Source organism: Pedobacter duraquae, from assembly GCF_004362245.1.
Lineage (GTDB): Bacteria > Bacteroidota > Bacteroidia > Sphingobacteriales > Sphingobacteriaceae > Pedobacter > Pedobacter duraquae.
On sequence record NZ_SNWM01000001.1, the window covers coordinates 298138 to 324519 of the forward strand.

Below are 26382 nucleotides of genomic sequence, written 5' to 3' on the forward strand. Positions count from 1 at the left end.
TCGCTGTACATGATAGCTATAAACTCAAAATTGCCAGGAGTCGGAACCACTATTTTTTCGGTGATGTCAAAATTGGCTGAAGAACACAATGCGATTAACCTTTCTCAGGGATTTCCAGACTACCCATGCGATCCTTTATTAATTGAAAAGGTAAATAAGGCCATGTTAAATGGCTACAATCAATATGCCCCGATGCCGGGACTGATGTCTTTGCGTGCGCTTGTTGCTGATAAGACAAACGGGTTATACCATTCAGATTATCATCCTGATACTGATGTTACGATTACTGCCGGCGGAACGCAGGCTATATTTACTGCACTTACGGCAACGATTCAACAGGGTGATGAGGTAATTATTTTTGAGCCGGCATATGATTGTTACGGACCAACTGTTAAGATGCTTGGCGGACAGGTTAAGTCGTATGAGATGGCCCCTCCAGATTATGAGATTGATTGGGATATGGTTAAGCGCTTGTTTAGTGTAAACACAAAAATGATTATCCTGAATAGTCCGCATAATCCTACTGGACGCACCTTGTCTGCGCATGATATGGAATGCCTGATTAAACTGACGAAGGGTACCGATGTGTTGATTTTAAGTGATGAGGTTTACGAGCATTTGATTTATGATGGTGCAGAGCACCAAAGTGTTGCCCGCTACCCGGAACTTCGGGAGCGTGCTTTTATTGTCGCATCTTTTGGCAAACTGTTACATACTACGGGATGGAAAATGGGTTATTGCCTGGCTCCCGAAAATCTGACCAAGGAGTTTCGGAAGATCCACCAGTTTAATGTTTTCAGTGTGAATACGCCGATGCAATTTGGAATAGCAGATTATTTGCAGGATGCTGGGAGTTACCTGGGACTTCCTGATTTTTTTCAGGAGAAACGAGACTATTTCCGCAAGTTACTGGCACAGACGAAGTTTAATTTATTACCTTGTCATGGATCTTATTTTCAATGCGTTAGTTACGCGCATCTGAACGAGGATCCCGATGTGGATATGGCAATGCGGTTGATCACCGAATATGGCGTGGCCAGTATCCCTGTTTCTGCCTTTTATACACGCAATACCGACCACAAGGTCTTACGATTTTGCTTTGCAAAGAAGCAAGAAACACTTGAAAAAGCCGTTGAGAGATTAATAAAATTATAATGTTCATCCCGAATCAATTATGGAAAATCCCAACTATCTCACTATACCGAATTTAAAGGTTACTGTTTTTCAGGCCTATTTATTTTGGGAAAATACAACCAAAAATTTACAGAATCTGGCTTTACGCTTGTCGATGGGCGTCAAAGAAAATACAGATCTGATCGTGTTACCAGAGATGTTCAATACTGGCTTTAGCATGAACGCCGAGAATTTAGCTGAAGCTGAAGACGGACCAACGATGGTCTGGATGGCAGATATGGCACGGAAATATGAAGCTGTGATAACCGGAAGTCTGATTATTAAGGACGGTGGAAAATATTACAACCGGATGGTATGGATGCTTCCCGACGGCAGCTATGAAAAATATGATAAACACCACCTTTTTGGACTTGGTGAGGAAGACCAGAATTATACTGCAGGACAGGAGCAGGTAATTGTTGAACTAAAAGGCTGGAAAATTAGGCTGGCGATCTGCTACGACCTGCGTTTTCCGGTCTGGCTGCGCAACAGACACGATGATTATGACATTCTGCTGGTTATTGCGAGCTGGCCTGATAAGCGTGTAATGCACTGGAAACAACTGATTCCGGCGCGTGCTATTGAAAATCAGTGTTATGTAATTGCGGTAAATCGTGTAGGACATGATGGTAATGAGGTGTATCACAGCGGGCATTCGATGTGCATCGATCCATCGGGAAACACGATCTATTATAAACCAGAAGATGAGGATTTATATACTTTTAGTATCAACTACCCTGACCTGGTTAAAATAAGGCGGTCTTTCCCCTTCCTCAAGGACGGTGATGAATTTACATTAAATTAATCACGGCAAAATCCTATCTTTGCGCAAAGATGAAGCACATACGTAATTTCTGCATAATAGCACACATTGATCACGGGAAGAGCACTTTAGCCGACCGTTTATTAGAATTCACTAAAACCATCACGCAAAGGGAGTCTCAGGCACAGTTGCTTGATAACATGGATCTGGAACGTGAACGCGGTATAACTATTAAAAGTCACGCCATCCAGATGAACTACATTCTTGATGGTCAGGAGTATGTGCTCAATCTAATTGATACTCCCGGACACGTGGATTTCTCTTATGAGGTATCCCGTTCCATTGCCGCTTGTGAAGGCGCCTTGCTTATTGTAGATGCTTCGCAGGGTATCCAGGCGCAAACGATATCCAATTTATATCTGGCATTGGAGCATGATCTGGAAATTATCCCTATTCTGAATAAAATGGACCTGCCAGGTGCTATGCCTGAAGAAGTGAAAGATCAGATTATTGATCTTATTGGCTGCAAACGTGAAGAAATCATTCCAGCTTCTGGTAAAACCGGATTGGGTATTGAAGCGATTCTTCAGGCGATCATTGATCGTGTTCCTGCACCTGTGGGTGATCCTGAAGCGCCACTTCAGGCATTGATTTTCGACTCTGTATTTAATTCATTTAGAGGAATTATCGCCTATTATAAAGTAGTAAACGGAGAAATCAAAAAAGGTGATAAAGTAAAGTTTATCAATACAGAAAAGGAATACTTAGCTGATGAAGTAGGTGTTCTGAAACTGAATATGTTTCCTAAAACCGTGGTAAAAACCGGTGATGTGGGTTATATTATCTCCGGTATTAAAGAGGCCAGAGAAGTAAAGGTTGGTGATACGATTACCAATGTTGCGCGTCCATCGATGGATGCTATCCAGGGCTTTGAGGAAGTAAAGCCAATGGTTTTTGCCGGTATCTACCCCGTAGACACAGATGAATTTGAAGAATTACGTGAGGCGATGCACAAGTTGCAACTGAACGATGCTTCTATTGTATTTGAGCCTGAGAGTTCGGCTGCGCTGGGCTTTGGTTTCCGTTGCGGATTCCTGGGTATGCTGCACATGGAGATTATCCAGGAACGTCTGGAACGCGAATTCGATATGACAGTAATCACGACTGTACCCAATGTATCTTATGTCGCTATGACTACACGCGGTGAAGAGATTATTGTAAATAATCCTTCAGATCTTCCGGATCCCAGTAAAATGGAATATGTGGAAGAGCCTTTCATCAAAGCAAATATCATTACCAAGGCAGAATTTGTTGGCCCGGTAATGTCACTTTGTATTCAGAAACGTGGTATCATTGTGAATCAGTCTTATTTAACGGCTGACCGTGTAGAACTCGTTTTTGAAATTCCTATGGGTGAAATTGTATTCGATTTCTATGATAAGCTAAAAACTATTTCTAAAGGATATGCTTCATTTGATTACCATCAAATTGGGTATCGGAAATCAGATCTTGTACGTCTGGACATTTTGTTAAATGGTGAGCATGTTGACGCACTGTCGTCATTGATTCACCGCGCCAACTCTTATGATTTCGGTAAACGTATTTGTGAAAAATTGAGAGAACTAATTCCAAGACAACAGTTTGAGATCGCTATCCAGGCATCTATTGGCGCCAAAGTAATTGCGCGTGAGAACGTACGTGCATTACGTAAAGATGTTACAGCCAAGTGTTATGGTGGTGATATTTCACGTAAGCGTAAATTACTTGAAAAACAAAAAAAGGGTAAAAAACGGATGCGCCAAGTAGGAAATGTGGAGATTCCACAGACTGCATTTATGGCTGTTCTTAAACTTGACTAATTCCTAGACCATTTTATACGAATATGCAATTACTAGACGGGAAATTTGCTTCTGAACATATTAAAACACAGATTGCTGAAGAAGCTGCTGACTTTTTAGAAAGCAGCGGCAGAAAGCCACACCTGATCGCTATCCTTGTTGGTAACGACGGCGGTAGCGAGACCTATGTAGCGAGCAAAATGAAGAACTGTGAGAAGGTTGGTTTTAAATCTTCTTTGGTACGGTATGATACTTCTGTAACAGAGGCAGAATTGCTGGAGAAAATCCGTGAGATCAATGCTGATGCTGAAGTTGACGGATTAATTGTTCAACTCCCGTTGCCTAAACATATTGATCCTGAAAAAGTAACCGAAACTATCGACCACCGCAAGGATGTTGATGGTTTTCACCCGGTAAATCTGGGGAGGATGATGCGTAACTTACCTTGTTTTATTCCTGCTACACCTTACGGAATCCTGCTGATGCTGGAGGCTTATCAAATTGATACTGCTGGCAAGCACTGTGTTGTAGTTGGCAGAAGTAATATTGTAGGTAGTCCAATGAGTATCCTGATGGCAAGAAATGCTAATCCTGGAAACTGTACGGTAACACTTACGCACAGCAGAACCAAGGATCTTAAGGAAATAGTACTTCAGGCAGATATTATTGTTGCTGCCATTGGCAAAAAGAATTTTGTTACAGCTGATATGGTTAAACCAGGTGCTATCATCATTGATGTGGGTATCAACAGAGAAACCTCTACGCTTACCAAGTCGGGATATAAATTATATGGTGATGTTGATTTTGAAAATGTAGCTCCTAAAGCATCATGGATTACTCCGGTACCTGGTGGTGTTGGGCTGATGACGATCGTAGGTCTGTTGAAAAACACCCTGGCTTCTGCCAAGAAAGAGATCTACCCTTAATCAGCTGAACAGACTTTTAAACCAGCTTTCAGCGAGCTCTACATAAATCCCATCTACGCGTTGTTCTACAGCATAGGTGCGGATAGCGTCTCCCTGACCTGCTGCTCCTCTCCCATTTTGAAGGTTGTAAGTGTATCGGTGGATGGGGCAAACAATTTGCCCATGCTTACACCAACCTCCTGAAAGTATGCCTCCAGCATGTGGGCACGTGTTCTGAACGGCGAATAAACGGTTTTCATCCCTTATGAGGCAAAGTTTTTTTCCTGCTGCTACTACCTGCATTACAAAATCTGTGTCTGGGACTTGCGTTTCCACTTTCTGCCACTTCTTCATAGATTGGTCATTAAACAAACCTAAGGTACAGAATATCCCATTTAGGGATGATATTTTATTTAACTTTGCCCGCTTAATACTATGGCACATCAAATACCAACAGACGGAACGTTACTTCCCTTAATGGAAGAATTTTATACCATTCAGGGAGAGGGTTACAACACCGGTAAGGCAGCATATTTTATCAGGCTGGGTGGATGTGACGTGGGCTGCCATTGGTGCGATGTTAAGGAGAGCTGGGATGCCGATTTACATCCATTAACACTTTCTGATGATATTGCCGCCAAGGCCGATACCTTTCCTGGTAAAGCTGTGGTAATCACGGGTGGCGAGCCTTTGATCTACAATCTGGATTATCTAACTGCGCGGTTGAAAGAGAGAAATATTCTGACATTTATTGAAACGTCTGGTGCATATCCCCTTTCAGGAAGCTGGGACTGGATCTGTTTGTCGCCAAAGAAATTTAAAGCGCCAAGGCCAGATATCACTCCATTTGCAAATGAATTGAAGGTAATTGTATTCAATAAAAGTGATTTTGCCTGGGCTGAGCAATATGCCGCTACGGTTTCAGACACCTGCAAATTGTATTTACAACCTGAATGGTCTAAGTCAAAAGAGATTACCCCGCTGATCATCGATTACGTAATGGCCAATCCAAAATGGGAGATTTCGCTGCAAACACATAAATATCTTAACATTCCTTAATATTCCTTGCTTCTCGCTATATTTACGTATAACCGAATAGCGAATGTGCAAATCTGTATTTTTTATTTGCTTCCTTGTCATCTTTGGCGCTGCAAGTTATGCGCAGGAGAAATCAACCATATCGGGTGCTCAGAAGCAGTTTGATAAGGCACAAGAAAGTTTAAAAAACCAGTCGTATGACACGGCACTGCAATTATTGCAGTCGGCAGTGGATGCCGATCCTAAATTCCAGTCTGCATACATTCAGATTGGAGATGTTTACCGCAGACTGCGGAAATTCGACAGTGCAAAACAGGCGTACCTCAAAGTACTCGCTATTACGTCGAGCCCTGATCCGAGAGTATATTATTTTTTAGCGGATGTAGAATTACATACCGGAGATTATGCTAACGCTAAAACACATTACCAGCAATTTATTGTCTCTGGCGCCAATCCTGAGCTATTGGTAAAGGCAAAGAAATATCTCATCGACTGCAATTTTGCTATTCAGGCAAAGCAGCATCCTCAAAAATACGAGCCTTTAAATATGGGAGCCGAGATCAATTCCAGTTATCGGGATTATTTTCCTGCACTTACCGCTGACGGAAGTACGCTAATTTTCAGCCGTGTTATCGACGGTAATGAAGATTTTTTTCTATCGGAGAAGAACAGCAGTGGTAGCTGGACTACCGCTAAGCCAATGAGTACGGTTATTAATACCAAAAAATACAATGAAGGAGCACAATCTATTTCTCCTGACGGCATGTACCTTTATTTTACTGGCTGTAACCGACCTGATGGTGCGGGAAGCTGTGATATTTACGTTAGTCATAAAAAAGGAAAAGACTGGGATACGCCATTTAACTTAGGTGAAACAGTAAACAGCCCACACTGGGATTCCCAACCTGCAATTAGTCCAGATGGAAACACCCTATATTTTGTAAGCAACCGCCCGGGTGGACTTGGCGGGTATGATATCTGGAAAAGCATGCTCAGTGCTGAGGGCACCTGGAGTAAAGCGGTCAACCTCGGGCCAGAAGTCAATACACCTTACGACGAAAATACACCCTTTATTCATCCTGATGGTAAAACGTTATACTTTGCTTCCGATGGCTGGCCGGGTTTTGGTGATAAAGATATATTTCTGAGTCACAGGGACGGTGATCATTGGAGTACGCCGATTAACCTGGGTTATCCAATAAACACATTTAATGAAGAGAATGGCCTGATAGTAAGTGCAGATGGTAAACTCGGCTTCTTTTCGTCCAATTTAGTTGGCGGATTTGGGGATATGGATATCTACAAGTTCAACATGCCCGACGCTGCGAAACCGGGTAAGGTTACTTATGTGAAAGGCACCGTCAAGGATAAAATAACAAAGGAAACTTTGGAATCATTGGTTCTTGTGGTAGATACCAAGACTAAAGAAACAAAATTCAATGATTTTACATCAGAAGAGACAGGAACATTTCTTGCGGTGATGCCATTGGGCAGCAATTATGTATTTAATGTATCATCTGACGGATACATCTTTTATTCGGACAATTTTGAATTGAAGGACGCAACATTTGATAAGCCGTATGAGTTGGAGATAAACCTGGAAAGGATTAAAGTTGGAACTAATCTGACGCTGAAAAATATCTTTTTTGACGTCAATAAGTTTGATTTATTGCCTACATCAATTACTGAATTGAACACACTGATAGATTTATTAAAAGTAAATCCGACAGTATGCATCGAAATCCAGGGTCATACAGACAATACGGGTGTAGCAGATCAAAACAGTCAATTATCGGATAACAGAGCTAAGGCGGTTTACGACTATTTGATCAGTCAGCAGATAGATCCGGAAAGACTTAGTCATACTGGTTTTGGCGCCTCAAAACCTATTGCAGACAACGGTACGGAAGCAGGGCGAAAGCAGAACAGGAGAACGAGCTTTTTAATTACAAAAATATAGAGATCAGAAAAGCCATTAGCTAATGGCTTTTCTGATTTTTATTAGTTGTACCAATAACTCTTCAAGGTTATCGAGATGCAACATGTTAGCGCCGTCTGATTTGGCATGTGCAGGATCGGGATGCGTTTCGATAAAAAGACCATCAGCACCAACGGCAATCGCTGCTTTAGCAATTGTACCTATCAGTGCAGGTTTTCCGCCTGTTACTCCAGAACTTTGGTTGGGCTGCTGCAGGGAGTGTGTACAATCCATTACTACGGGAACACCAAATTCTTGCATTTCAGGAAGACCACGATAGTCAACAATTAGATCCTGATAGCCGAAGGTATTACCCCTATCCGTTAAGATAACACGGTTATTTCCGGCTTCAACAACTTTATCCACAGCAAATTTCATAGATCCTGCCGACAGGAATTGTCCTTTCTTAACATTAACGACTTTACCTGTTTCTGCCGCAGCAATTAACAAATCTGTTTGTCTGCATAAGAAAGCAGGGATCTGTAAAACATCTACATAGGCCGCCGCCATTGCTGCCTCAGCACTTTCGTGGATATCTGTAACTGTAGGAACACCAAATTCGCGTCCTACTTTCTCTAATATCTTTAGTGCCTTTTCATCACCAATGCCGGTAAATGAACTGCCTTTAGATCTATTGGCTTTACGGTACGAGCCTTTAAAGATATAGGGAATGTTCAGTTTGTCAGTAATCGTGACGATGCGTTCAGCAATGCGAAGGGCAATTTCTTCACCTTCAATTGCACAGGGCCCCGCCATCAGGAAGAAATTTCCCGACTGGGTATATTTTAGTTTTTCTAATTCAAAATTGATCATAGGGTGTGTTTAGTTACCAAGTTCAGACATGAACTTGATTCTCATTAACTGAATTTCTTCGCGTGTATAGTCTGTTTCCCCTAAGTCTTTCAGCGCTTCATCTATTGAGTCATTCTCAGCTGAACGGAAGTAATCGAAAACCTCATCCTGCCTGTCGTCGTCCAACACCTCATCTACAAAATAATTAAGATTCAATTTGGTGCCTGAATTGACAATAGCTTCAATTTCCTTGAGGATTTCGAAATATGTAATACCTTTTGATTTAGCGATATCTTCCAGTCCAATCTGCCTGTCAACATTCTGAATGATGGACACCTTAAGTTGAGATTTATTGGCCTGCGTTTTAATGATGAGGTCTACTGGTCTTTCGATGTCATTATCCTCTACATATTTCTTGATAAGCTCAATAAAAGGACCACCAAATTTAAATGCTTTACCATGCCCTACTCCTGAAATCTGTTTCAATTCGTCAAGCACAACCGGGTAATGCGTGCACATTTCTTCGAGTGATGGATCCTGGAATACAACAAATGGAGGTACATTTTTTTGTCGTGCAATCTTTTTACGAAGATCTTTAAGCAATTGAAGTAACTGGGTGTCCAGTACACCTGAACCATGTTTTACATCATCTTCATCATCACTTGCGGCACTTTCGATTGGTTCGTTCAGGATAAATTTAAGGCTGTATGGATTTTCTATGAAATTGCGCCCGGAATTTGTCAGGCCCAGCAGACCATAGTTATCTATATCTTTCGACAAGAAGTTGTTTAGCACTGCCTGGCGGATCAACGATTTCCAGAGGTTCTCTCCTTCTATTTTACCAAGGCCGAATTCTTTAAGCTTACTGTGTTCGTACGCGATGGTTTGTGCTGTTTCAGATCCCATAAGGATATTGAGGATATGCGTATCATCAAACTTCTCACCTATATTCTTGATCAGCACCAACAGCTCTCTCAGATGCGTTTCGGCTTCAAAATGCGTTTTCGGCTTTTTGCAGTTATCACACATACAATTACAGCCTGTTTCGTTGAAGTTCTCACCAAAGTAATGAAGGATTTGTTTTCTGCGGCAGACACCAGATTCAGCGTAGTCGATCACCTCCTTAAGGATCTGTGTTCCTATTTCACGTTCAGAAACAGGCTTATCTTTCATAAATTTAGCCAGCTTGTCTACATCTTTCTGCGCATAAAAGGCAATGCATACCCCTTCTCCACCATCACGGCCGGCACGACCAGTTTCCTGGTAGTATCCTTCCATACTTTTAGGAATATCATGGTGGATTACAAATCGCACATCGGGTTTATCGATACCCATTCCAAAAGCAATCGTTGCTACAATAACTTCTACATCTTCCATTAGGAATTTATCCTGTGTATCTGCACGAACCTTTGGCTCCAGACCGGCATGATATGGCAGTGCCTTGATACCATTTAGGTTAAGTGCCTCTGCAACTTCTTCAACTTTTTTGCGGCTAAGGCAATAAATAATTCCTGATTTCCCCGTATTCTGTTTAATGTAGCGAATGATTTCTTTAAGAACGTCCCTTTTAGGACGGATTTCATAAAAGAGGTTTGGCCTGTTAAATGATGACTTGAAGAGTGTAGCATCACTCATCTGAAGATTTTTGATAATATCCTGCTGCACCTTGGGTGTAGCTGTTGCTGTTAGCGCAATGATTGGGATATCATCGCCAAGGCCACTGATTACCTGACGTATCTTTCGATATTCAGGCCTGAAATCGTGTCCCCATTCAGAGATACAATGTGCTTCATCTACTGCAACAAAGGAAATCTTTATTAAACGGAGAAACTCAATATTATCCGGTTTAGAAAGGGATTCTGGTGCTACGTATAATAATTTGGTCTGCCCACTTAAAAGGTCTGTTTTAACCTGTGTGATTTCAGTTTTATTAAGCGAAGAATTAAGAAAATGTGCTATGCTATCACTGCCGCCAAATGCGCGCAGTTGATCGACCTGATTTTTCATCAGGGCAATCAAGGGTGAGATGACGATGGCGGTACCCTCGTTCATTAAGGCTGGTAGCTGGTAACATATCGACTTGCCACCACCAGTAGGCATGATGACAAAGGTGTTCTTCCTTTCAAGAACATTGGTGATGATCGGCTCCTGATCACCTTTAAAATTATCAAACCCAAAAAAGGTCTGTAAGTTGTCAAACAACGACTTTTTCACGTCCATTTTGTGTACTAAAATATTCAGTGCTATTTTTGATTCAAAATAACATAATTTTGCAGTAATTAAAGCATTAAGATACTAAATAATTCTCTTTGAAAAGTAAAAAATCGATTTTAGAAGTTGGGGTCAACACTTTACAACTCGAAGCTGAGGCAATTTTAAACTTAATCCCCAATATAAACGCTGATTTTCATAAGGCAGTACTTGCTATTTTGGAGAGTGCGGGTCGTGTGATCGTTACCGGAGTTGGCAAAAGCGCTATCATTGCGCAAAAAATCGTAGCGACATTTAACTCCACGGGCACTCCCGCTATCTTTATGCATGCTGGCGATGCTGTACATGGTGACCTGGGCATGATTCAGAAAAACGACATCATCATATGTATTTCCAAGAGCGGCAATACGCCGGAGATAAAAGTACTTGCACCTTATCTTAAACAAGCCGGCAATTTATTGATCGGAATGGTCGGAGTTATGGAGTCTGACCTGGCGAAACAGGCAGACCTGGTACTGAATACCTATGTTGCTAAGGAAGCATGTCCAAATAACCTTGCACCTACTACGAGTACCACGGCACAACTCGCTATGGGTGATGCGCTGGCGGTATGCCTGCTGCATAGCAGAGCTTTTAATGAAGATGATTTTGCAAAATTTCATCCCGGAGGTTCGCTGGGAAAAAAGTTATACCTCAAAGTGGGTGAATTGGCACTTAAAAATCAGAAACCGAGCATTTTGCCCGAAGCATCGATTAAGGATGTAATCATCGAGATCAGCCAAAACAGACTTGGCGCTGTTGTGGTAATTGAGCATAAATCGATCCTGGGGATAATTACTGACGGAGACATACGTAGAATGTTAGAAAAACATAGTAATTTGCTCGACCTCAAGGCAAGGGATATCATGAGTGTAAATCCAAAGCAGATTGATAAAGATGTACTGGCAACAACGGCATTAGCGTTGATCAGGGAGAAAAACATCACACAATTGCTGATCACAGAACAGGACGCCTACTATGGATTGGTGCATGTACATGATCTATTGCAGGAGGGAATTATTTAGAAAGAATTATTTCGATAAGTTAAACATGAATAAAGACAACTTTGCGCTAATTATGGCCGGCGGTGTCGGCAGCCGTTTTTGGCCGGTAAGCAGAACAGAACACCCGAAGCAGTTCATCGACTTTTTTGGCGTCGGCAAAACACTGATACAAAGCACTTACGAACGTTTTCTTAGAATTTGTCCACCAGAGAACATTTTTATCGTAACCAATGAAATTTATATAGAGCTCATTAAAAAACAACTACCTGAATTGAGTGATAATCAGATTCTGGCTGAGCCTATTATGAGAAATACAGCACCCTGCATCGCCTATGGCTCAATGAAAATTGCGGAACTGAATCCCAATGCGACAATTGTTGTTGCGCCTTCTGATCACACAATTGCAGATCAGGATGGATTTGTTGCTGCGATTGATGAGGCACTAGCTGCTGCTTCTTCGAATGATTGTTTGATTACACTAGGCATAAAGCCGAGCAGACCCGATACCGGATACGGCTATATTCAATATGTAGATAATACCCTTGCTTCCGACCCTAAGATTCATAAAGTAAAGCTTTTTACGGAGAAGCCAAATCTTGACCTGGCGAAATCTTTTATACAAAGCGGTGATTTCCTTTGGAATGCCGGGATTTTTATCTGGTCGGCAAAATCCATCAATAACGCTTTCCGGAAACACCTTCCTGATATGTTTGATATTTTCCAGGCGGGTCAATCCGTATACAATACGATTGACGAAGGCGGGTTTATAGGCGATGCGTATCAACAATGCACCAATATCTCCATAGATTTCGCTATCATGGAGAAAGCGGACAATGTATACGTATTACCTACTGATTTTGGCTGGTCTGACCTGGGCACCTGGGCTTCTATCTATGACATGGCGGAGAAAGACTACGTGGGCAATGCGGTAATACCATCAGAACAGGTGATCATGTTTGACTCATCGAACTGCATGGTTAACGTCCCTCACGAGAAACTGGTAATCCTTCAAGGCCTTCACGACTATATCGTTGTTGAGTCCAATAACACTCTGCTCATCTGTCCAAGAGCTGAAGAACAGAGTGTAAAAAAAATCGTTGCCGATGTAAAATCCAGATTTGGAACAAAGTTTATTTAAGCAGGATTACGTTGCCTTATTGCTTCGTATAATATAATACCAGTAGACACTGAAACGTTTAAAGAGCCAATTTCTCCAAACATGGGGATTTTGGCCAAATGATTCGCCATCCGCATGATTTCGTGTGATATACCTTCGTCTTCCGCTCCCATCACAATTGCTGTTGGCGCTGTATAGTCAGGAACATAAATCAAATCGCTTGTTTTTTCTGTACAAGCAACAATCTGTAACCCGCATTCCTGAAGATATTGCGCTGTTTTGTGCAAGTTGGCATGTCTGCAAACGGGAATGGAGAATAATGCCCCGGCACTGGTTTTAATAGCATCCGCGTTTATTTGAGCCGAGTTTTTAGTAGGTAAAACGATGGCATGCACACCTGCACAAGCTGCAGTCCGCGCGATAGCCCCCATATTCCTAACGTCTGTGATGCCGTCTAATATTAAGATTAATGGCGTTTCGCCTTTTTCGTAGATCGTTGGGATGATATCTTCAATTTTCTGAAAAGTAATTGCTGAAACAACGGCAATTACACCCTGATGATTTTTAGTTGTCATTCTGTTCAGCTTCTCTACAGGCACGTGATGCACCGGTGCATCTACCTCTCTCAACACACCTTTAAGTTCAGCAATCAGCTCACCATTGATACTCCGTTGCAGGTATATGCTCTCAATTTCTTTTCCGGCTCTGATGGCCTCGATTACAGCTCTGATGCCAAATATAAATTCGTTATTTTCTTTTGGCCTCTGCGGCCTCCTCGGGTTATCCATTCGCTACTTATTATTTTGCAAAAATACTTGAATTTAAAGTATTTCAGGTATACTATTGAATTTAGTTGGTATTGTAGATCGATGACATATTTTTTTTAAGAGTACATCGGGTAGTAGCGTGTTGTCATGAATCGTACCACCTTGTTTATCAACATCAAACTGTTAAGAAATAAGCAATATTACCCCAAACAGGAACGGAGTTACACTATTTAAACATGAACGAATGTTAAGAAAGAATTCCCTTCGAGAGCGTATTTTTATCTAATTTTGTAACATGAGTACGGATAACGGAACACAGGGACAACAGGAGAAAACAAATTTCACTGCGCGGAAGAACAGGCTAACAAATACCACGAGTACTTTAGGCAAAATCCCGCCTCAGGCAACTGATTTAGAACAAGCTGTTTTGGGCGCCCTGATGTTGGAAAAAGATGCATTATCGACCGTAATTGACATTCTCAAACCTGAGGTTTTTTACGACGAAGCGCATAAAAAAATCTTCGAGGCGATACAACAACTTTTTCAGAAGTCTAAGCCTGTTGACATCCTTACTGTAACTTCTGAGTTACGAAATCTGGGCTTACTGGAGATGGTAGGCGGCGCGTATTACATTACCAACTTAACGAATAGAGTTGCGTCTGCGGCAAACATTGAGTACCATGCCCGGATTATATCTCAGAAATATATCCAGCGTGAACTAATCAGGATCTCCTCTGAGATCATTCAGAATGCTTACGAGGATACAACAGATATTTTTGATTTGTTGGATCATGCAGAGAAGAATCTATTTGACATTGCACAAAACAACTTACGGAGGGATACTCAGAAAATGGACGAGATCATCAAGCAGTCGCTAGCTACGCTTGAGGAACTTCGCACAAAAACTGATGGTTTGACGGGTGTGCCGTCCGGTTTTACCGCGCTTGACCGCATCACCGGTGGCTGGCAGAAGTCGGATTTAGTAATTATTGCGGCACGTCCTGCGATGGGAAAGACTGCATTTGTACTTACCTGTGCGCGAAATGCTTCCGTAGAATTTAAGCGACCGGTAGTTGTATTCTCTTTAGAGATGTCGTCTGTACAGCTCGTTAATCGTTTGATTTCCGGAGAAACAGAAATCGAGCAGGAGAAAATTCGTAAAGGAAATCTTGCGGAGTGGGAATGGCAGCAGCTGCATAGTAAGATCGGTTCTTTAACAGAAGCGCCTTTACTGATTGATGATACTCCTGCACTGAATATTTTTGAATTCAGAGCGAAATGCCGTAGGCTTAAATCGCAGTATGATATACAGATGATTATCATCGATTACTTGCAATTGATGCACGGCAAGGGTGAAGGGCAGAGTGGCGGAGGAAACAGGGAGCAGGAAATTGGTAGTATTTCCAGGGCATTAAAGTCAGTAGCTAAAGAACTCGACGTTCCGGTACTCGCACTTTCTCAGTTGAGTCGTGCGGTAGAAAACAGGCCTGGACAAAATGGAAAGCGACCATTACTATCGGATTTGAGGGAGTCAGGCTCTATTGAGCAGGATGCCGATATGGTTTTGTTTTTATATAGACCGGAATATTATGGTATTATGGAAGATGAACAAGGTCGTTCACAGGCAGGTGTTGGAGAGGTTATCATCGCAAAACACAGAAATGGTGAAACAGGTATTGTTCCATTAAGATTTATTGGTAAGTATGTTAAGTTTGCAGATCTGGAAGAAGACTTTATGCCACCAAATTCATTTGCAGCAGAAAGTCCAGGAGCAGGCATGCAACCATCGGCTGATTTTGACCGCAACTTTGGCAATGTAATCATCAAGCCTTCGCGTATGGATGATATGCACGATGAAGATGCACCCTTCTAGCAAACTATAAAAAATATCCCAGGATCATTCCGGCAATAACGATAAAGGGCGGACTGATTCTGGTATAATTTAAAACAAGAAAGGTAGTTGCAATGATTGCAAATGACAGGACATCGACACCGATAGGCCTGACGAGCAAGATAAAGGCAGCCACAATAAAGCCCACGCTTACCGCATTGATTCCTGAAAGGGAATGTTTGATACGGGTAATTTTCTTGAGGTCATCCCAAAAAGGAACAATAAAAAGAACCAAAATCAGTCCGGGGATATTGATTCCGAGCACGCCGATCAATCCACCTACAACCTGCCCTCCTACACCATATCCGAAATTCTTCATACTTAAGGCGCTGAGATAGCTTGTGAACGAAAACGTTGGGCCGGGAAGGGCCTGTTGCAATGCAAAGCCCGACAAAAACTCTGAGGGATTCAGATAATGTTTCATCTGAACAAACTCAGTAAACATGAGCGGTACAAGAACCTGCCCCCCTCCAAAAATAAAAATCCCGTTACGGTAAAAATTCTCGAATAAGCGTATTGGCAAACTGAAAGGGGATGTTGTATTAATAATGGCACCAAGCAAGGCCAGTGCCATCAGCACGGCAAAAAAGTAAATAAGCTTTTTCCTATTGATGTTTGAAAAAAGTCTCATTCTGAGTTCCGTTTCTTCTTTTGGCGTTTCTATAGAAGATGATATTACTCCACCTATCAGGATTGCCATAGGAAATACATAGGCATTTCGCAGCACCAGCGTAGCTATAACAGCCGAAACGGCCAGGAACCAGGATAACTGTGAGGAGAGCACTTTTTGCGCGAGGTTAAAAGCACCATATGCTACGATACCCAACGCAATGGGTTGAATATATTTGAGGATCTCTACAAACCTTGCTTTATGATCAAATCTTGCATAACTGATTGCAGCGAATGTCATTACCGCAGCTGAGGGTATGATCCAGATGAGAAAGGTCAGGATAGAGAGTCTGAGTCCTCCTACTTTATAAGCGATTCCAACTAAAGTTTGTGTTGATGCCGGCCCGGGAAGAACCTGTGCCAGGGCATTTAACTCAAGTAATTCGGCTTCAGTCACATAAGGCCTGTCTTTAACAAAATACTTCAGCAATAAGGATATATGTGCCTGGGCACCACCAAATGCTGACAAAGTAAACAGGAATACGTCGCGGAGAAATAAAAGTTTTCTGTTGGCCAAAGTACAGCGTTTTAGTCGTCTTCGTAATCCATTCCCATAGCAGAATTGTACGCTCCCTGCAGCTCTGAAAATGCATGGTTATCGTTTTTTCTTCTCGCTGCAACCATACCATCTTTATAGATCTGGATGGCGCGTTCTGATAGCTGCTGCTTTTCGTACAATTTACCTAAATGATAATAAGTACCCACGTAATCTGGATGTTTATCGATCAATTGTAAATAATAGGCTAATGCTTTTTCTACATCATTTTGTACGTTATATTCTGTTGCAAGCGCATATAGTATAAAGGGGTCATTAGGATCGGATTCCAAAAATTCCATTAACTTGTTCAATCGGGTAGTTTGCATTTTAAATCCCTGCTTTTTTAATTAGATTTGCAAAAAGACATTTTTTATGAAAATATTAGTTTGTATCAGTAATGTGCCGGACACGACTACAAAAATAACTTTTACCAACGATAATACACAATTCAATACTGCAGGTGTACAATTTATTGTAAACCCATATGATGAGATTGCGTTATCGAAGGCGATTGAGCTTTGTGAAGGTGGCAAAGGCACTGTGACAGTGATTAATGTTGGAGATAGCAGTACAGATCCGACGATTAGGAAGGCTTTGGCTATCGGAGCTGATGACGCGGTGAGGATCAATGCAGCCCCAAGGGATGCCTATTTTACGGCTTATCAGATTGCAGAATACGCTAAAACGGATAATTTCGACATGATCTTATGCGGTCGTGAATCTATCGATTATAACGGCGCCCAGGTTGCAGCTATGATTGGTGAGTTTTTGGATATCCCATCTATATCTATTATCAAGAAATTGGACTTTGACGGCAATACTGCAACTATTGAGCGAGAGATTGAGGGTGGAAAAGAAATCCTTACTGTTACTGGAAAATTCATTGCAAGTTGCGCGGAAGGCGTTGCTGAGCCCAAAATTCCGAACATGCGTGGTATCATGTCGGCGAGAACAAAACCCCTTCAGGTTATAGAGGCTAAAGAAGTGGCTACCGTTGGTAAAGTCATTGCTTTTGAAACCCCTGCCCCACGTGGCGCTGTAAAACTTGTCCCTGCAGAAGAAACCGAAAAATTAATTGACCTGCTTCATTCAGAAGCTAAAGTGATTTAATTTTTGTTAATCCTTATAAAAATCTAAAAAAAGATATATGTCAGTTTTAGTATATGTAGAACAAGCCGATGGCAAGTTCAAAAAATCTGTTTATGAAGCTGTCTCTTATGCGAAAGCGATTGCTGCGCAGGCAGAGACCACCCTTACGGCCATTTCTATAGGGAATGTTGATGAATCGGAATTAAAAGAATTGGGAAAATATGGCGCCTCAAAGGTACTTCAGGTAAATACTGCACAACTTAAAGACTTTGTCAACCAGGCTTATGCTTCAATTATTGCCGAAGCAGCAAAGAAAGAAGGTGCTAACCTTGTTGTGTTATCAAATTCTTTTTCCGGAAAGGGACTGGCTCCGCGTATCGCAGTTAAATTGAATGCGGGTTTGATCGATGGTGCAGTAGAGCTTCCGAAAACGGATGGCGGTACTTTTTCCGTTAAAAAAACTGCTTTCTCAGGTAAAGCTTTTGCCGTTACAGAATTAACATCTGACGCGAAAGTGATCGCTTTAAATCCAAATGCTTTTGGCGTTAAGGAATCTCCTGTTGATGCAGTTATTGAATCGTTTTCACCAGAAGTAAAATCCACAGATTTTGCCGCCGTTGTTAAAGAAATTGTGCGCGCTACAGACAAAATTTCATTGCCAGACGCCGAGTTGGTTGTTTCTGCGGGCCGGGGCTTAAAAGGCCCTGAAAATTGGGGAATGATCGAGGAACTGGCTTCACTTTTGGGTGCGGCAACAGCTTGTTCGAAACCGGTTTCTGATGCAGACTGGAGACCACATTCGGAGCATGTTGGACAGACAGGAATTGCGATCAGTCCGAATTTATATATAGCTATCGGTATTTCTGGAGCGATCCAGCACCTGGCAGGTGTGAGTTCGTCAAAAGTTATCGTTGTGATCAACAAAGATCCTGAGGCACCTTTCTTTAAGGTGGCTGACTACGGCATTGTTGGCGATGCATTCGAAGTAGTACCAAAATTAATTCAGGCGTTAAAAGCGCATAAAGCTTAATATATTCGCCCGGGTTTTCCCGGGCGGATATCATTCTTATGAAAAAAGTAAAACTAGACATTGTTGGTTTATCTTACAGCCAAACTCAATCTGGTGCCTATGCGCTAGTACTTGGGGAAGTAAATGGCAGAAGACGCCTACCTATTATAATTGGTGCGTTTGAAGCACAGGCTATCGCGATAGAAATGGAGAAAATGACTCCGAGCAGGCCTTTAACCCACGATTTATTCAAAACATTTGCTGAGGCTTATCATATCGAGGTACGAGAAATACTAATTTATAATCTTGTAGATGGTGTGTTCTTTGCAAAATTGATTTGCTCTGACGGTACCAATCTGCAGGAAATTGACGCACGTACTTCTGATGCAATTGCATTAGCTGTACGATTTAATGCGAGTATCTATACCTATGAATTTATCTTGTCTTCTGCAGGGATAGTAATCGAAGGTGATGACTTCTTGTTTCTTGAAAACATGGAGGGCCTTTCTAAAGAGCACGGAACCGAGGAAATACCCACTCCAATATCCGGATCAGGTTATAAGTCTCTGAGCGTAGAAGAACTACAGCAAAAACTTCAGGAGGCGCTCGCGGAAGAAGCTTATGAGAAAGCGGCGCGTATTCGTGATGAATTAAATAAAAGGAATTCCGGTCAATAAATCCGGAAATAATTCTATCTTCATCGTTAGAAACAAACAAAAGACTTTATGAATATCAAATTACGGTTAACCCTGATGAATTTTCTTCAATTTTTCGTCTGGGGTTCCTGGCTAATCTCTTTTGGCGGTTACATGATCGCCACCTTGAAATTTTCGGGTGTTGAAGTGGGCAGTATTTTCGCTACAATGGGGATTGCGTCACTTTTTATGCCGGCATTTTTGGGAATTATCGCTGATCGGTTTATAAATGCAGAGAAAGTCCTGGGTATCTGTCACATTATCGGCGCTTTGCTTCTTTTTGTGGCAGCGAAAGTAGAGAGTTATCCTACTTTGTACATCATCATGCTTTTTAATTCCATGGCCTATATGCCTACTATAGCGTTAGCTAATACAGTATCCTATAATGCCTTGGAAAAGAATGGCATCAATATTATCAAGGCCTTCCCTCCTATACGCGTATGGGGTACAGTAGGATTTATCTTTGCTATGTGGATGGTTGACTTCCTGGGGTGGACGAAGAGTCCTATGCAGTTATATGTTAGCGCGGGAGCCGCATTAATTTTGGGCTTGTATGCTTTCACAATGCCAAAACGGCCGCCCATCAAATCAACAGATGCAAGAAGCTTCTCTTCTAGCGTAGGTCTGGATGCATTTGTTCTGTTCAGGAAAAAGAAAATGGCGATATTCTTCATTTTCGCTATGTTTTTAGGTGCTGCTTTGCAAATAACGAATTTATTTGGCGGTACATTTCTGGATGATTTTAAAACGATCTATCCTGATACATTTGGTGTTAAACATCCAAATCTTTTATTATCTGTTTCTCAAATTTCAGAGACCCTATTTATTTTAACGATCCCTTTCTTCCTGAATAAATTTGGGATAAAAAAGGTGATGTTGTTCAGCATTTTTGCATGGGTACTTCGTTTTGGCCTTTTTGGACTAGGAAATCCTGGTTCCGGGTTATACCTTCTGGTCATGTCTATGATCATTTACGGAATGGCCTTTGACTTCTTTAATATTTCGGGTTCTTTATTTGTGGAACGTGAGGCAGATCTAAATATCCGTGCCAGTGCACAAGGTTTGTTTATGCTGATGACCAATGGACTTGGCGCCTTCTTTGGTGGAATTTTAAGCGGCTGGGTAGTGGACCACTTTACACAAAATGGTATACGTAACTGGGAACATATCTGGTTTACCTTTGCTGCATATGCATTAATACTAGGTGTGACCTTCCCTTTCGTATTTAAATATAAGCACGATACTGCAGAAGAAAAGGCAGTAAACAATCATTTTTAATATATAAAGAATTGGTAACCAAACAAAAAGGCCGGATAGTTTACAACTATCCGGCCTTTTTGTTTGGTTACTACGCCTAGCGCTCTGAAATATCAGTGAACGTTCTGTTGGTATGTCCAACGTAAACTTGACGTGGGCGTCCGATAGGCTCTTTATTTTCATGCATTTCTTTCCATTGGGCAATCCATCCTGGTAAACGGCCTAAGGCAAACAGCACGGTAAACATATCTGTTGGGAAGCCTAGTGCTCTATAAATAATACCAGAGTAGAAATCTACATTTGGATATAATTTGCGCTCTACGAAATATGGGTCATTCAATGCAGCCTCTTCCAATTTCTTAGCAATTTCCAGTACAGGATCGTTTATCCCTAATTTCTCCAAAATATCATCACATGCTTTTTTGATGATTTTTGCTCTCGGATCGAAGTTTTTATACACACGGTGTCCGAAGCCCATCATACGGAATGGATCGTTTTTATCTTTTGCCTTGTTAATCCATTTTTCGGTATCTCCACCATCTTCTTTGATATTTTCAAGCATCTCAATTACCGCCTGATTTGCGCCACCGTGCAAAGGTCCCCAAAGGGCTGCGATACCAGCAGATACAGAAGCATACAAATTGCAATCAGACGAACCAACCATGCGTACCGTAGATGCTGAGCAGTTTTGTTCATGATCAGCATGGAGGATCAGTAAGGTATTCATTGCATTGACTACTACAGGATCAATTTCCACTTCTTCAGTACGCTGACCAAAGATCATATTCAGGAAGTTACTGACGTAGTCAAATTTATTTTTAGGGTAGATTAATGGATGGCCCAGGGACTTCTTGTAAATGAAAGAAACAATTGTTGGAAACTTAGCAAGTAACTTTATCATCGTGAGATCCATTGTCTCAGGTGAAGAATTTGCGTTTAAAGATTCCGGATAGAACGTAGACAGGGAGCAAACCAAAGAGGCGAGCTGTGCCATAGGGTGTGATTTAGATGGGTAGCCGTCCAGAAATTTCTTCATATCCTCATGAATGAGTGTATGACTTGTAATGGAAGCCTGAAATCCAGCCAGTTGCTCTAGATTTGGCAGATCACCATATATCAGGAGATAAGCTACTTCAAGAAAAGTAGATTTTTCTGCCAGCTCTTCGATTCCATAACCACGATATTTAAGTATACCTTCTTCTCCGTCCAGAAAGGTGATCGCGCTTTTGGTAGAGCCCGTATTTTTATAACCTAAATCTAAAGTAATGTGACCTGTTAAGTCTCTTAATTTAGAAATATCGATAGACTTCTCGCCTTCAGTTCCCACGATGATTGGAAACTCATATACTTTTCCATCGATCTTAATTTCTGCAAAATCTGACATATAATCTTATAATTTATAAATAACAAAAGTAATTAATCAATTCAACTAAAATACATGGTTATATAACAAAGCTGTTAAATAATCATGAAATAATAAGTAAACGCCGAGCTATTTTACGGCCTTTAATTCTTCAACAACAGATCCGCATTCCAGCATTTCTTTTCCATAATAGGGATTGTTGATTTTCTTTTCTGCGGCAAGCCAATCACCACCGTCGCCATTGTTTGCCATTGGGCAGTGTTCAACGAAAATAACACCTTTTTCTATGCTTGCATGCTTGAACATGGCAATAACATCAGAGCTCAGATAGGTAAATTCTCTTCTTTGATCTACAAGATCCTTAGCTGTGGCAATCTTATTGGCAATAAGCGCGGTATTTTCACATCCCTCATAAGTAGATAACTTTTGAGCAAGACTTGTTGAGGCAGTTTTAGCGGCGTCATAGTTAGAAGCTACCAAAGCATTCTTTAGCAATAAATAATGGTCATAAATGCCTTGTACTTTTGGATCCGTCAACACGACATTCCGCCCGGCAGCGGCAGTCGCAACAACAGCCGTTGAATCCACAGCAACCGATTGCTTTTTTGCAGCACCGGTACATGCGGACAAGGCCATGATGCATGCCATTCCAATGTAGTATTTCATAAGGAATAATTTAGTTAGTAGTGTTTAAACACCTTTTTTCTTTTTTGCTCAAAATAACACTTATAATTGGGATAATAAAAAAAAGCCCCCCGAAATTCGGAGGGCTTTTGTAACTTATTGGATTCAGATTATAATTTAAAGCCGTAAGCCAATCTCAAAGCGTATTGACCATTAACGGGGTAATAGGTGCTTGAGTTGCTATCTTGCTGGTATGATTCGTAACGGGCACTGATGTCAAGACCATTCTTCCAGGCATAACCAACACCACCCGACCAGATAAAGGATGTTTTAGAGTTGTCTTTGATACCCAGTCCTGCACCTACTTCACCTAAAGCATATAAAGAATGTCCTGGAAATACTTTTACTCCACCTTTTAAAGGGATAAAGTCGTAATCAGGCAAATCATTTTTCGCCATCATTCTGGTATATCCGCCAGTTGCGGTAAGGGACAAATGTTTTTGTAAATCCCATTGAAGGCGAAGATCCGCACCCAATCCGTAATCAAATGGAGATTTGTCTCTGGTAATACCTCCACTGATTCCTATTCCAAGACGCAACGCTTTTTGAAATACCGGTGTACTATCCGCAGTCATGCTCATATCCTGAGCTTTACTTAGTGAAGGCGACATAGCGGCAACAGCGGTTGCTGCTATGGTAAAAAGTTTAGTAATTGTTTTCATGATTGGTAGATTATATTTATTGATAATTGTAGTTTACTACTCTGAGATACGAGCCAAATACAGTTACGGTTTTATTAAAACGTATTAAATGCGATAATAATTAAAAATATGATCAATTTTTTTTCATAAAAAGGCCCCTTCTACATACTATGTAGAAAGGGCCAATAATTTTGAAATATTACTAATTACAGTTTAAAACCGTACGCTATACGCAATGCAACCTGACCAGTATTTTTAGGATAGATTAAGCTTGCATCCCTACCACCAGAGATACCCTCATATTTTACACCAAGATCTAAACCGCTACTCCATGAATACCCTAGTGCTGGTGAATATAAAAATCCAGTTTTAGACCCGTCGGTTACTCCGAAAGCAGCACCGGCTTCTCCTAAAGCGTAAATACCTGACCCTGACTCATCGAAGAACAGCTTGATACCTGCTTTAACCGGGATATATCCATAATCTTGCTTAACATTAACATTAGCCACTGTATAATCTTTGGAGAAAAAGTGGGTATAACCTGCGGTTACCGGGATAGATACTTGTTTTGAAACATCAAATTGGAGACGTGCATCCGCACCTAAAGCAAACTTATATTGATCGCTGGTTGGCACACCAAGATTTACGCCTATTCCTAATTTAGGGGTTTGTGCATTAACATTAGTTGTAAAGATGATAGCGGCTACAGCTGCTGCAGAAGCTAAAATTTTTGTAACTTTTTTCATTTTGATTATTGATTTCGTTTAATAATTTGCCGAAGCAAAACAGATATTTATCTGTTACCGCTTCATAAACAAAAGGTATGCCATAGTGAAGATTTGTTGAATAGAAGGCTTGAATCAATCTAAAAAAAACGCAGGTATTAATCAAAGAAAATTGTCTAATAGGGCTTTTTGAACTACTTCAGCGGGCGTATCTGCCTGAAACCAATGGATATGCACACCGTCTTTTTCCATTTTACGAAAAAATGTCATTTGTCGTTTTGCATATTGACAAATCTGAGTGAATAATTGTGCTCTAAAAGTATCAAAGCTTAACATTCCGTTTAAAAACTGTACAGTAAGCTTATACTCCAACCCATAAAATTCTAACATATCCGTGGTAACACCACGTGCCAGTAATCCAGCCACCTCTTCCACAAGCCCTTCTGCTAACCTACGGTCCAGTCTGCTTTCGATTTTGGCACGACGCTGCACTACGTCGTCTACCAATCCAATTACGAGCGCTGATAGTTGAGGGTGCTGTTCGTTTTGCAAACCATGACGTTCCAGGTATGCTGCAATTTCTATCGCCCGGATTAGTCTTTTCACCGTAGACTGGTCAGCATGCACAGTGTATTGCTTAGGGTAGGTTGATAAACGTTTTATCAAGTCTTCACGACTCAGACCGGTCAAATTCGCCCTCATGTTTGGATCCACTGGAATGCCGGTATATTGATAGTTCTGTAAGAGCGTATGGATATACATTCCAGTGCCACCGCACAGAATAGCCGGTTTACCTGCCGACTTAATTTTGTGATAACACTTATGAAAGTCTTCTATAAAGTTATTAACATGGTATTTATCACCTGCGTCAACGATATCGATTAAATGGTATGGAACAGCATCATCCTTCGTCTTATATTCATTAAGATCTTTTCCGGTACCGATATCCATGCCACGATATACCTGTCTGCTATCAGCGCTGATGATTTCTCCTTTCAATGCGTGAGCCAACTGGACAGCCATTTTGGTTTTTCCGGATGCTGTAGCGCCAAGTACCACAATAAGCGGTTGATCATTCATGTTACAAGTATAAGACGAATTTCAGATTTCCGGTATTGAAAGCCCTGGTAAAATTATTGGGCTGCCCTGCTGCACCATGCGCTGGTAATCTGTGGTTAAAATACCGTTTCATGTTGGTGCTATCTATCCAAAGTTCGGTGGGATCAATAATTTCCTTCAATAGGAATCCTGCTACCAGGTAGCCTTTACCAGCCGACCAATCGCGATCGGCATAAGACATAATATCATGGACGGTATGCCTTGAGCGATAATACGTGATCAGCTTAGTTAAACCGCCAACAACTGTAACGCCACTTTTCGCAGCGAACCTAATGAGCTCTACAGATCTATGTTCATGTTGATATTGTGTCATCGTCCGGGCACTACTGAATGTTGCCATGGCAACAATCTCTCCATGACACTTCAATGCATATTTATACCTGGATTTTACTGCGCCCTGGATATGGTATTTATCCATGAACTCATCAGCCTCTGCCTGATGCACTGCCACTGCCTCGGTTTTTCGTCCATGGATGCGCTTATTCAATCCTAAAAGGGAAAAAATACGGTCTAAAACCTGCTGAGTTCTGGAAATCCAAACGTCGGCCCATAAATGGGCCAATAAGATGCCACGTGTTTGATATTCTTCCTGGATCGCTAATAATGCGCCGGGTGCAAAATCATTTATTAAGGGAATCAGATTAATGGCGAGCCTTGAATCATTTAAGAGAATTATAGAAAAATGTTGGTCGTCACAAAAAGTCGCAGATATGTTATGTTGCGATAACAACTTATACAGATCAGAAAAAATTGTATCTGTCAGACCCACTCCTCTTCCTTGAACGTCTTATAGGTAGCAGACAGTTGATCCTCAATTTTTGCCATATACGTCGTATCCAATTGTTCGATCAGCTGTTCATCTGTACCACAGCGAAAACTAACACCCTTTCCGGTAATTTCTACCGCTGCAAAAAAGCGTTCCGTTACTGATTCGGATTCGGACTTAAAATTTTTATCACTCCACAGATCGTATGCCTCATCGCTATTTATTCTGTTCGAGAAATCTAGCGCAGTGTAAGGTTGTAAGGCGGCACGGATTGTTTGAAATATTTCGATGAAATCTGTTTTCATAGTAAG

The 26382-nt window shown here is 41.3% G+C and carries 26 protein-coding genes; 13 read left to right on the forward strand and 13 right to left on the reverse strand.

Translation table 11 applies throughout. The features are described 5' to 3' along the window. Positions 1 to 9: 9 nt before the first annotated feature. Genes CLV32_RS01380 through CLV32_RS01395 form a run of 4 tightly spaced genes read left to right on the forward strand, consistent with a single transcriptional unit; the run spans position 10 to position 4700 of the window. Complete coding sequence (locus CLV32_RS01380) at positions 10 to 1155, forward strand: methionine aminotransferase (protein WP_133551632.1); 1146 nt, start codon at positions 10 to 12, stop codon at positions 1153 to 1155. Positions 1156 to 1174: 19 nt separating this feature from the next. Further along, positions 1175 to 1978 carry a nitrilase family protein gene (locus CLV32_RS01385; RefSeq protein WP_243732208.1) on the forward strand — a complete coding sequence of 268 codons (804 nt, stop codon included), beginning with the start codon at positions 1175 to 1177 and terminating at the stop codon, positions 1976 to 1978. A gap of 29 nt (positions 1979 to 2007) precedes the next feature. After that, positions 2008 to 3795, forward strand: a complete 1788-nt coding sequence (gene lepA / locus CLV32_RS01390; protein WP_133551634.1) for a translation elongation factor 4 — start codon at positions 2008 to 2010, stop codon at positions 3793 to 3795. Positions 3796 to 3818: 23 nt separating this feature from the next. Continuing rightward, complete coding sequence (locus tag CLV32_RS01395; RefSeq protein ID WP_133551636.1) at positions 3819 to 4700, forward strand: bifunctional 5,10-methylenetetrahydrofolate dehydrogenase/5,10-methenyltetrahydrofolate cyclohydrolase; 882 nt, start codon at positions 3819 to 3821, stop codon at positions 4698 to 4700. On the opposite strand, the gene CLV32_RS01400 is transcribed toward CLV32_RS01395, so the two are convergent. Continuing rightward, entirely contained in the window at positions 4701 to 5033 is a 333-nt protein-coding gene (locus CLV32_RS01400) for a Rieske (2Fe-2S) protein (protein ID WP_133551638.1), read from the reverse strand. 81 nt (positions 5034 to 5114) lie between these two features. Here CLV32_RS01400 and CLV32_RS01405 point away from each other — a divergent pair, with 81 nt between their 5' ends. Both CLV32_RS01405 and CLV32_RS01410 read left to right on the forward strand, forming a co-directional pair. Beyond that, the gene (locus CLV32_RS01405; RefSeq protein ID WP_133551639.1) at positions 5115 to 5738 is read left to right on the forward strand and encodes a 7-carboxy-7-deazaguanine synthase QueE; all 624 of its coding nucleotides are present in this window, start codon (positions 5115 to 5117) and stop codon (positions 5736 to 5738) included. Between the two features lie 43 nt (positions 5739 to 5781). After that, on the forward strand, positions 5782 to 7677 hold the full coding sequence (locus CLV32_RS01410) for an OmpA family protein (RefSeq protein ID WP_133551641.1): 1896 nt from the start codon (positions 5782 to 5784) through the stop codon (positions 7675 to 7677). Positions 7678 to 7692: 15 nt separating this feature from the next. Here the strand turns inward: CLV32_RS01410 and kdsA are convergent, their stop codons facing one another. Both kdsA and recQ read right to left on the reverse strand, forming a co-directional pair. Next, entirely contained in the window at positions 7693 to 8508 is an 816-nt protein-coding gene (gene kdsA / locus CLV32_RS01415) for a 3-deoxy-8-phosphooctulonate synthase (protein WP_133551643.1), read from the reverse strand. Positions 8509 to 8517: 9 nt separating this feature from the next. After that, positions 8518 to 10707, reverse strand: coding sequence for a DNA helicase RecQ (gene recQ, locus CLV32_RS01420; protein WP_133551645.1), 2190 nt, complete (start codon positions 10705 to 10707; stop codon positions 8518 to 8520). An 89-nt stretch (positions 10708 to 10796) separates the two neighbouring features. On the opposite strand from recQ, the gene CLV32_RS01425 reads away from it, so the two are divergent. Continuing rightward, positions 10797 to 11762 carry a KpsF/GutQ family sugar-phosphate isomerase gene (locus CLV32_RS01425; protein ID WP_133551647.1) on the forward strand — a complete coding sequence of 322 codons (966 nt, stop codon included), beginning with the start codon at positions 10797 to 10799 and terminating at the stop codon, positions 11760 to 11762. Between the two features lie 25 nt (positions 11763 to 11787). Next, positions 11788 to 12879 carry a mannose-1-phosphate guanylyltransferase gene (locus CLV32_RS01430; RefSeq protein WP_133551649.1) on the forward strand — a complete coding sequence of 364 codons (1092 nt, stop codon included), beginning with the start codon at positions 11788 to 11790 and terminating at the stop codon, positions 12877 to 12879. Here the strand turns inward: CLV32_RS01430 and rlmB are convergent. Next, entirely contained in the window at positions 12876 to 13646 is a 771-nt protein-coding gene (gene rlmB / locus CLV32_RS01435) for a 23S rRNA (guanosine(2251)-2'-O)-methyltransferase RlmB (protein WP_133551651.1), read from the reverse strand. The genes CLV32_RS01430 and rlmB overlap by 4 nt on opposite strands. 274 nt (positions 13647 to 13920) lie before the next feature. Between rlmB and dnaB the strand changes: the two genes are divergently transcribed. Beyond that, positions 13921 to 15498, forward strand: coding sequence for a replicative DNA helicase (dnaB, locus tag CLV32_RS01440; protein WP_133551653.1), 1578 nt, complete (start codon positions 13921 to 13923; stop codon positions 15496 to 15498). Between the two features lie 4 nt (positions 15499 to 15502). Here dnaB and chrA read toward each other — a convergent pair whose 3' ends face one another. Together chrA and CLV32_RS01450 are read right to left on the reverse strand one after the other, a co-directional pair. Then, positions 15503 to 16702 (reverse strand): chromate efflux transporter, encoded by a 1200-nt coding sequence (chrA, locus tag CLV32_RS01445; protein WP_133551655.1) that lies wholly within the window; start codon positions 16700 to 16702, stop codon positions 15503 to 15505. A gap of 11 nt (positions 16703 to 16713) precedes the next feature. Next, on the reverse strand, positions 16714 to 17022 hold the full coding sequence (locus CLV32_RS01450) for a tetratricopeptide repeat protein (protein ID WP_317130226.1): 309 nt from the start codon (positions 17020 to 17022) through the stop codon (positions 16714 to 16716). A 73-nt stretch (positions 17023 to 17095) separates the two neighbouring features. On the opposite strand from CLV32_RS01450, the gene CLV32_RS01455 reads away from it, so the two are divergent. The 4 genes from CLV32_RS01455 to CLV32_RS01470 are packed head-to-tail and all read left to right on the forward strand — an operon-like array spanning position 17096 to position 20794. Beyond that, positions 17096 to 17833 (forward strand): electron transfer flavoprotein subunit beta/FixA family protein, encoded by a 738-nt coding sequence (locus tag CLV32_RS01455; protein WP_133551659.1) that lies wholly within the window; start codon positions 17096 to 17098, stop codon positions 17831 to 17833. Positions 17834 to 17870: 37 nt separating this feature from the next. Further along, positions 17871 to 18842, forward strand: a complete 972-nt coding sequence (locus CLV32_RS01460; RefSeq protein ID WP_133551661.1) for an electron transfer flavoprotein subunit alpha/FixB family protein — start codon at positions 17871 to 17873, stop codon at positions 18840 to 18842. 38 nt (positions 18843 to 18880) lie between these two features. After that, positions 18881 to 19498, forward strand: a complete 618-nt coding sequence (locus tag CLV32_RS01465) for a bifunctional nuclease family protein (RefSeq protein WP_133551663.1) — start codon at positions 18881 to 18883, stop codon at positions 19496 to 19498. Positions 19499 to 19546: 48 nt separating this feature from the next. Beyond that, the gene (locus CLV32_RS01470; protein ID WP_133551665.1) at positions 19547 to 20794 is read left to right on the forward strand and encodes a nucleoside permease; all 1248 of its coding nucleotides are present in this window, start codon (positions 19547 to 19549) and stop codon (positions 20792 to 20794) included. A gap of 76 nt (positions 20795 to 20870) precedes the next feature. Here the strand turns inward: CLV32_RS01470 and CLV32_RS01475 are convergent, their stop codons facing one another. The 7 genes from CLV32_RS01475 to CLV32_RS01505 all read right to left on the reverse strand — a co-directional run bounded on the left by CLV32_RS01475 (position 20871) and on the right by CLV32_RS01505 (position 26376). Then, entirely contained in the window at positions 20871 to 22157 is a 1287-nt protein-coding gene (locus CLV32_RS01475) for a citrate synthase (protein WP_133551667.1), read from the reverse strand. A 108-nt stretch (positions 22158 to 22265) separates the two neighbouring features. After that, positions 22266 to 22802, reverse strand: a complete 537-nt coding sequence (locus CLV32_RS01480; protein ID WP_133551669.1) for a DUF3347 domain-containing protein — start codon at positions 22800 to 22802, stop codon at positions 22266 to 22268. A gap of 128 nt (positions 22803 to 22930) precedes the next feature. After that, positions 22931 to 23482 (reverse strand): hypothetical protein, encoded by a 552-nt coding sequence (locus CLV32_RS01485; RefSeq protein ID WP_133551671.1) that lies wholly within the window; start codon positions 23480 to 23482, stop codon positions 22931 to 22933. Between the two features lie 185 nt (positions 23483 to 23667). Then, complete coding sequence (locus tag CLV32_RS01490) at positions 23668 to 24207, reverse strand: hypothetical protein (protein WP_133551673.1); 540 nt, start codon at positions 24205 to 24207, stop codon at positions 23668 to 23670. A gap of 141 nt (positions 24208 to 24348) precedes the next feature. Then, positions 24349 to 25266: a tRNA (adenosine(37)-N6)-dimethylallyltransferase MiaA gene (gene miaA, locus CLV32_RS01495; protein WP_133551675.1), complete on the reverse strand. Its 918-nt coding sequence runs from the start codon at positions 25264 to 25266 to the stop codon at positions 24349 to 24351. A 1-nt stretch (position 25267) separates the two neighbouring features. Continuing rightward, positions 25268 to 26035: a hypothetical protein gene (locus tag CLV32_RS01500; protein WP_133551677.1), complete on the reverse strand. Its 768-nt coding sequence runs from the start codon at positions 26033 to 26035 to the stop codon at positions 25268 to 25270. 29 nt (positions 26036 to 26064) lie between these two features. Continuing rightward, the gene (locus CLV32_RS01505; RefSeq protein ID WP_133551679.1) at positions 26065 to 26376 is read right to left on the reverse strand and encodes a hypothetical protein; all 312 of its coding nucleotides are present in this window, start codon (positions 26374 to 26376) and stop codon (positions 26065 to 26067) included. Positions 26377 to 26382 lie beyond the last annotated feature (6 nt).

What these genes read in the sequence shown, in the direction of transcription:
- kdsA (WP_133551643.1), bottom strand. Translation starts at nt 8,508, where the DNA reads ATGATCAATTTTGAATTAGAAAAACTAAAATATACCCAGTCGGGAAAT.
- CLV32_RS01405 (WP_133551639.1), top strand. Translation starts at nt 5,115, where the DNA reads ATGGCACATCAAATACCAACAGACGGAACGTTACTTCCCTTAATGGAA.
- CLV32_RS01430 (WP_133551649.1), top strand. Translation starts at nt 11,788, where the DNA reads ATGAATAAAGACAACTTTGCGCTAATTATGGCCGGCGGTGTCGGCAGC.
- CLV32_RS01460 (WP_133551661.1), top strand. Translation starts at nt 17,871, where the DNA reads ATGTCAGTTTTAGTATATGTAGAACAAGCCGATGGCAAGTTCAAAAAA.
- CLV32_RS01380 (WP_133551632.1), top strand. Translation starts at nt 10, where the DNA reads ATGATAGCTATAAACTCAAAATTGCCAGGAGTCGGAACCACTATTTTT.
- rlmB (WP_133551651.1), bottom strand. Translation starts at nt 13,646, where the DNA reads ATGGATAACCCGAGGAGGCCGCAGAGGCCAAAAGAAAATAACGAATTT.
- miaA (WP_133551675.1), bottom strand. Translation starts at nt 25,266, where the DNA reads ATGAATGATCAACCGCTTATTGTGGTACTTGGCGCTACAGCATCCGGA.
- CLV32_RS01395 (WP_133551636.1), top strand. Translation starts at nt 3,819, where the DNA reads ATGCAATTACTAGACGGGAAATTTGCTTCTGAACATATTAAAACACAG.
- CLV32_RS01475 (WP_133551667.1), bottom strand. Translation starts at nt 22,157, where the DNA reads ATGTCAGATTTTGCAGAAATTAAGATCGATGGAAAAGTATATGAGTTT.
- CLV32_RS01385 (WP_243732208.1), top strand. Translation starts at nt 1,175, where the DNA reads ATGGAAAATCCCAACTATCTCACTATACCGAATTTAAAGGTTACTGTT.
- CLV32_RS01470 (WP_133551665.1), top strand. Translation starts at nt 19,547, where the DNA reads ATGAATATCAAATTACGGTTAACCCTGATGAATTTTCTTCAATTTTTC.
- CLV32_RS01505 (WP_133551679.1), bottom strand. Translation starts at nt 26,376, where the DNA reads ATGAAAACAGATTTCATCGAAATATTTCAAACAATCCGTGCCGCCTTA.
- CLV32_RS01400 (WP_133551638.1), bottom strand. Translation starts at nt 5,033, where the DNA reads ATGAAGAAGTGGCAGAAAGTGGAAACGCAAGTCCCAGACACAGATTTT.
- dnaB (WP_133551653.1), top strand. Translation starts at nt 13,921, where the DNA reads ATGAGTACGGATAACGGAACACAGGGACAACAGGAGAAAACAAATTTC.
- CLV32_RS01450 (WP_317130226.1), bottom strand. Translation starts at nt 17,022, where the DNA reads ATGGAATTTTTGGAATCCGATCCTAATGACCCCTTTATACTATATGCG.
- recQ (WP_133551645.1), bottom strand. Translation starts at nt 10,707, where the DNA reads ATGGACGTGAAAAAGTCGTTGTTTGACAACTTACAGACCTTTTTTGGG.
- CLV32_RS01465 (WP_133551663.1), top strand. Translation starts at nt 18,881, where the DNA reads ATGAAAAAAGTAAAACTAGACATTGTTGGTTTATCTTACAGCCAAACT.
- CLV32_RS01480 (WP_133551669.1), bottom strand. Translation starts at nt 22,802, where the DNA reads ATGAAATACTACATTGGAATGGCATGCATCATGGCCTTGTCCGCATGT.
- CLV32_RS01410 (WP_133551641.1), top strand. Translation starts at nt 5,782, where the DNA reads ATGTGCAAATCTGTATTTTTTATTTGCTTCCTTGTCATCTTTGGCGCT.
- CLV32_RS01490 (WP_133551673.1), bottom strand. Translation starts at nt 24,207, where the DNA reads ATGAAAAAAGTTACAAAAATTTTAGCTTCTGCAGCAGCTGTAGCCGCT.
- CLV32_RS01455 (WP_133551659.1), top strand. Translation starts at nt 17,096, where the DNA reads ATGAAAATATTAGTTTGTATCAGTAATGTGCCGGACACGACTACAAAA.
- CLV32_RS01485 (WP_133551671.1), bottom strand. Translation starts at nt 23,482, where the DNA reads ATGAAAACAATTACTAAACTTTTTACCATAGCAGCAACCGCTGTTGCC.
- lepA (WP_133551634.1), top strand. Translation starts at nt 2,008, where the DNA reads ATGAAGCACATACGTAATTTCTGCATAATAGCACACATTGATCACGGG.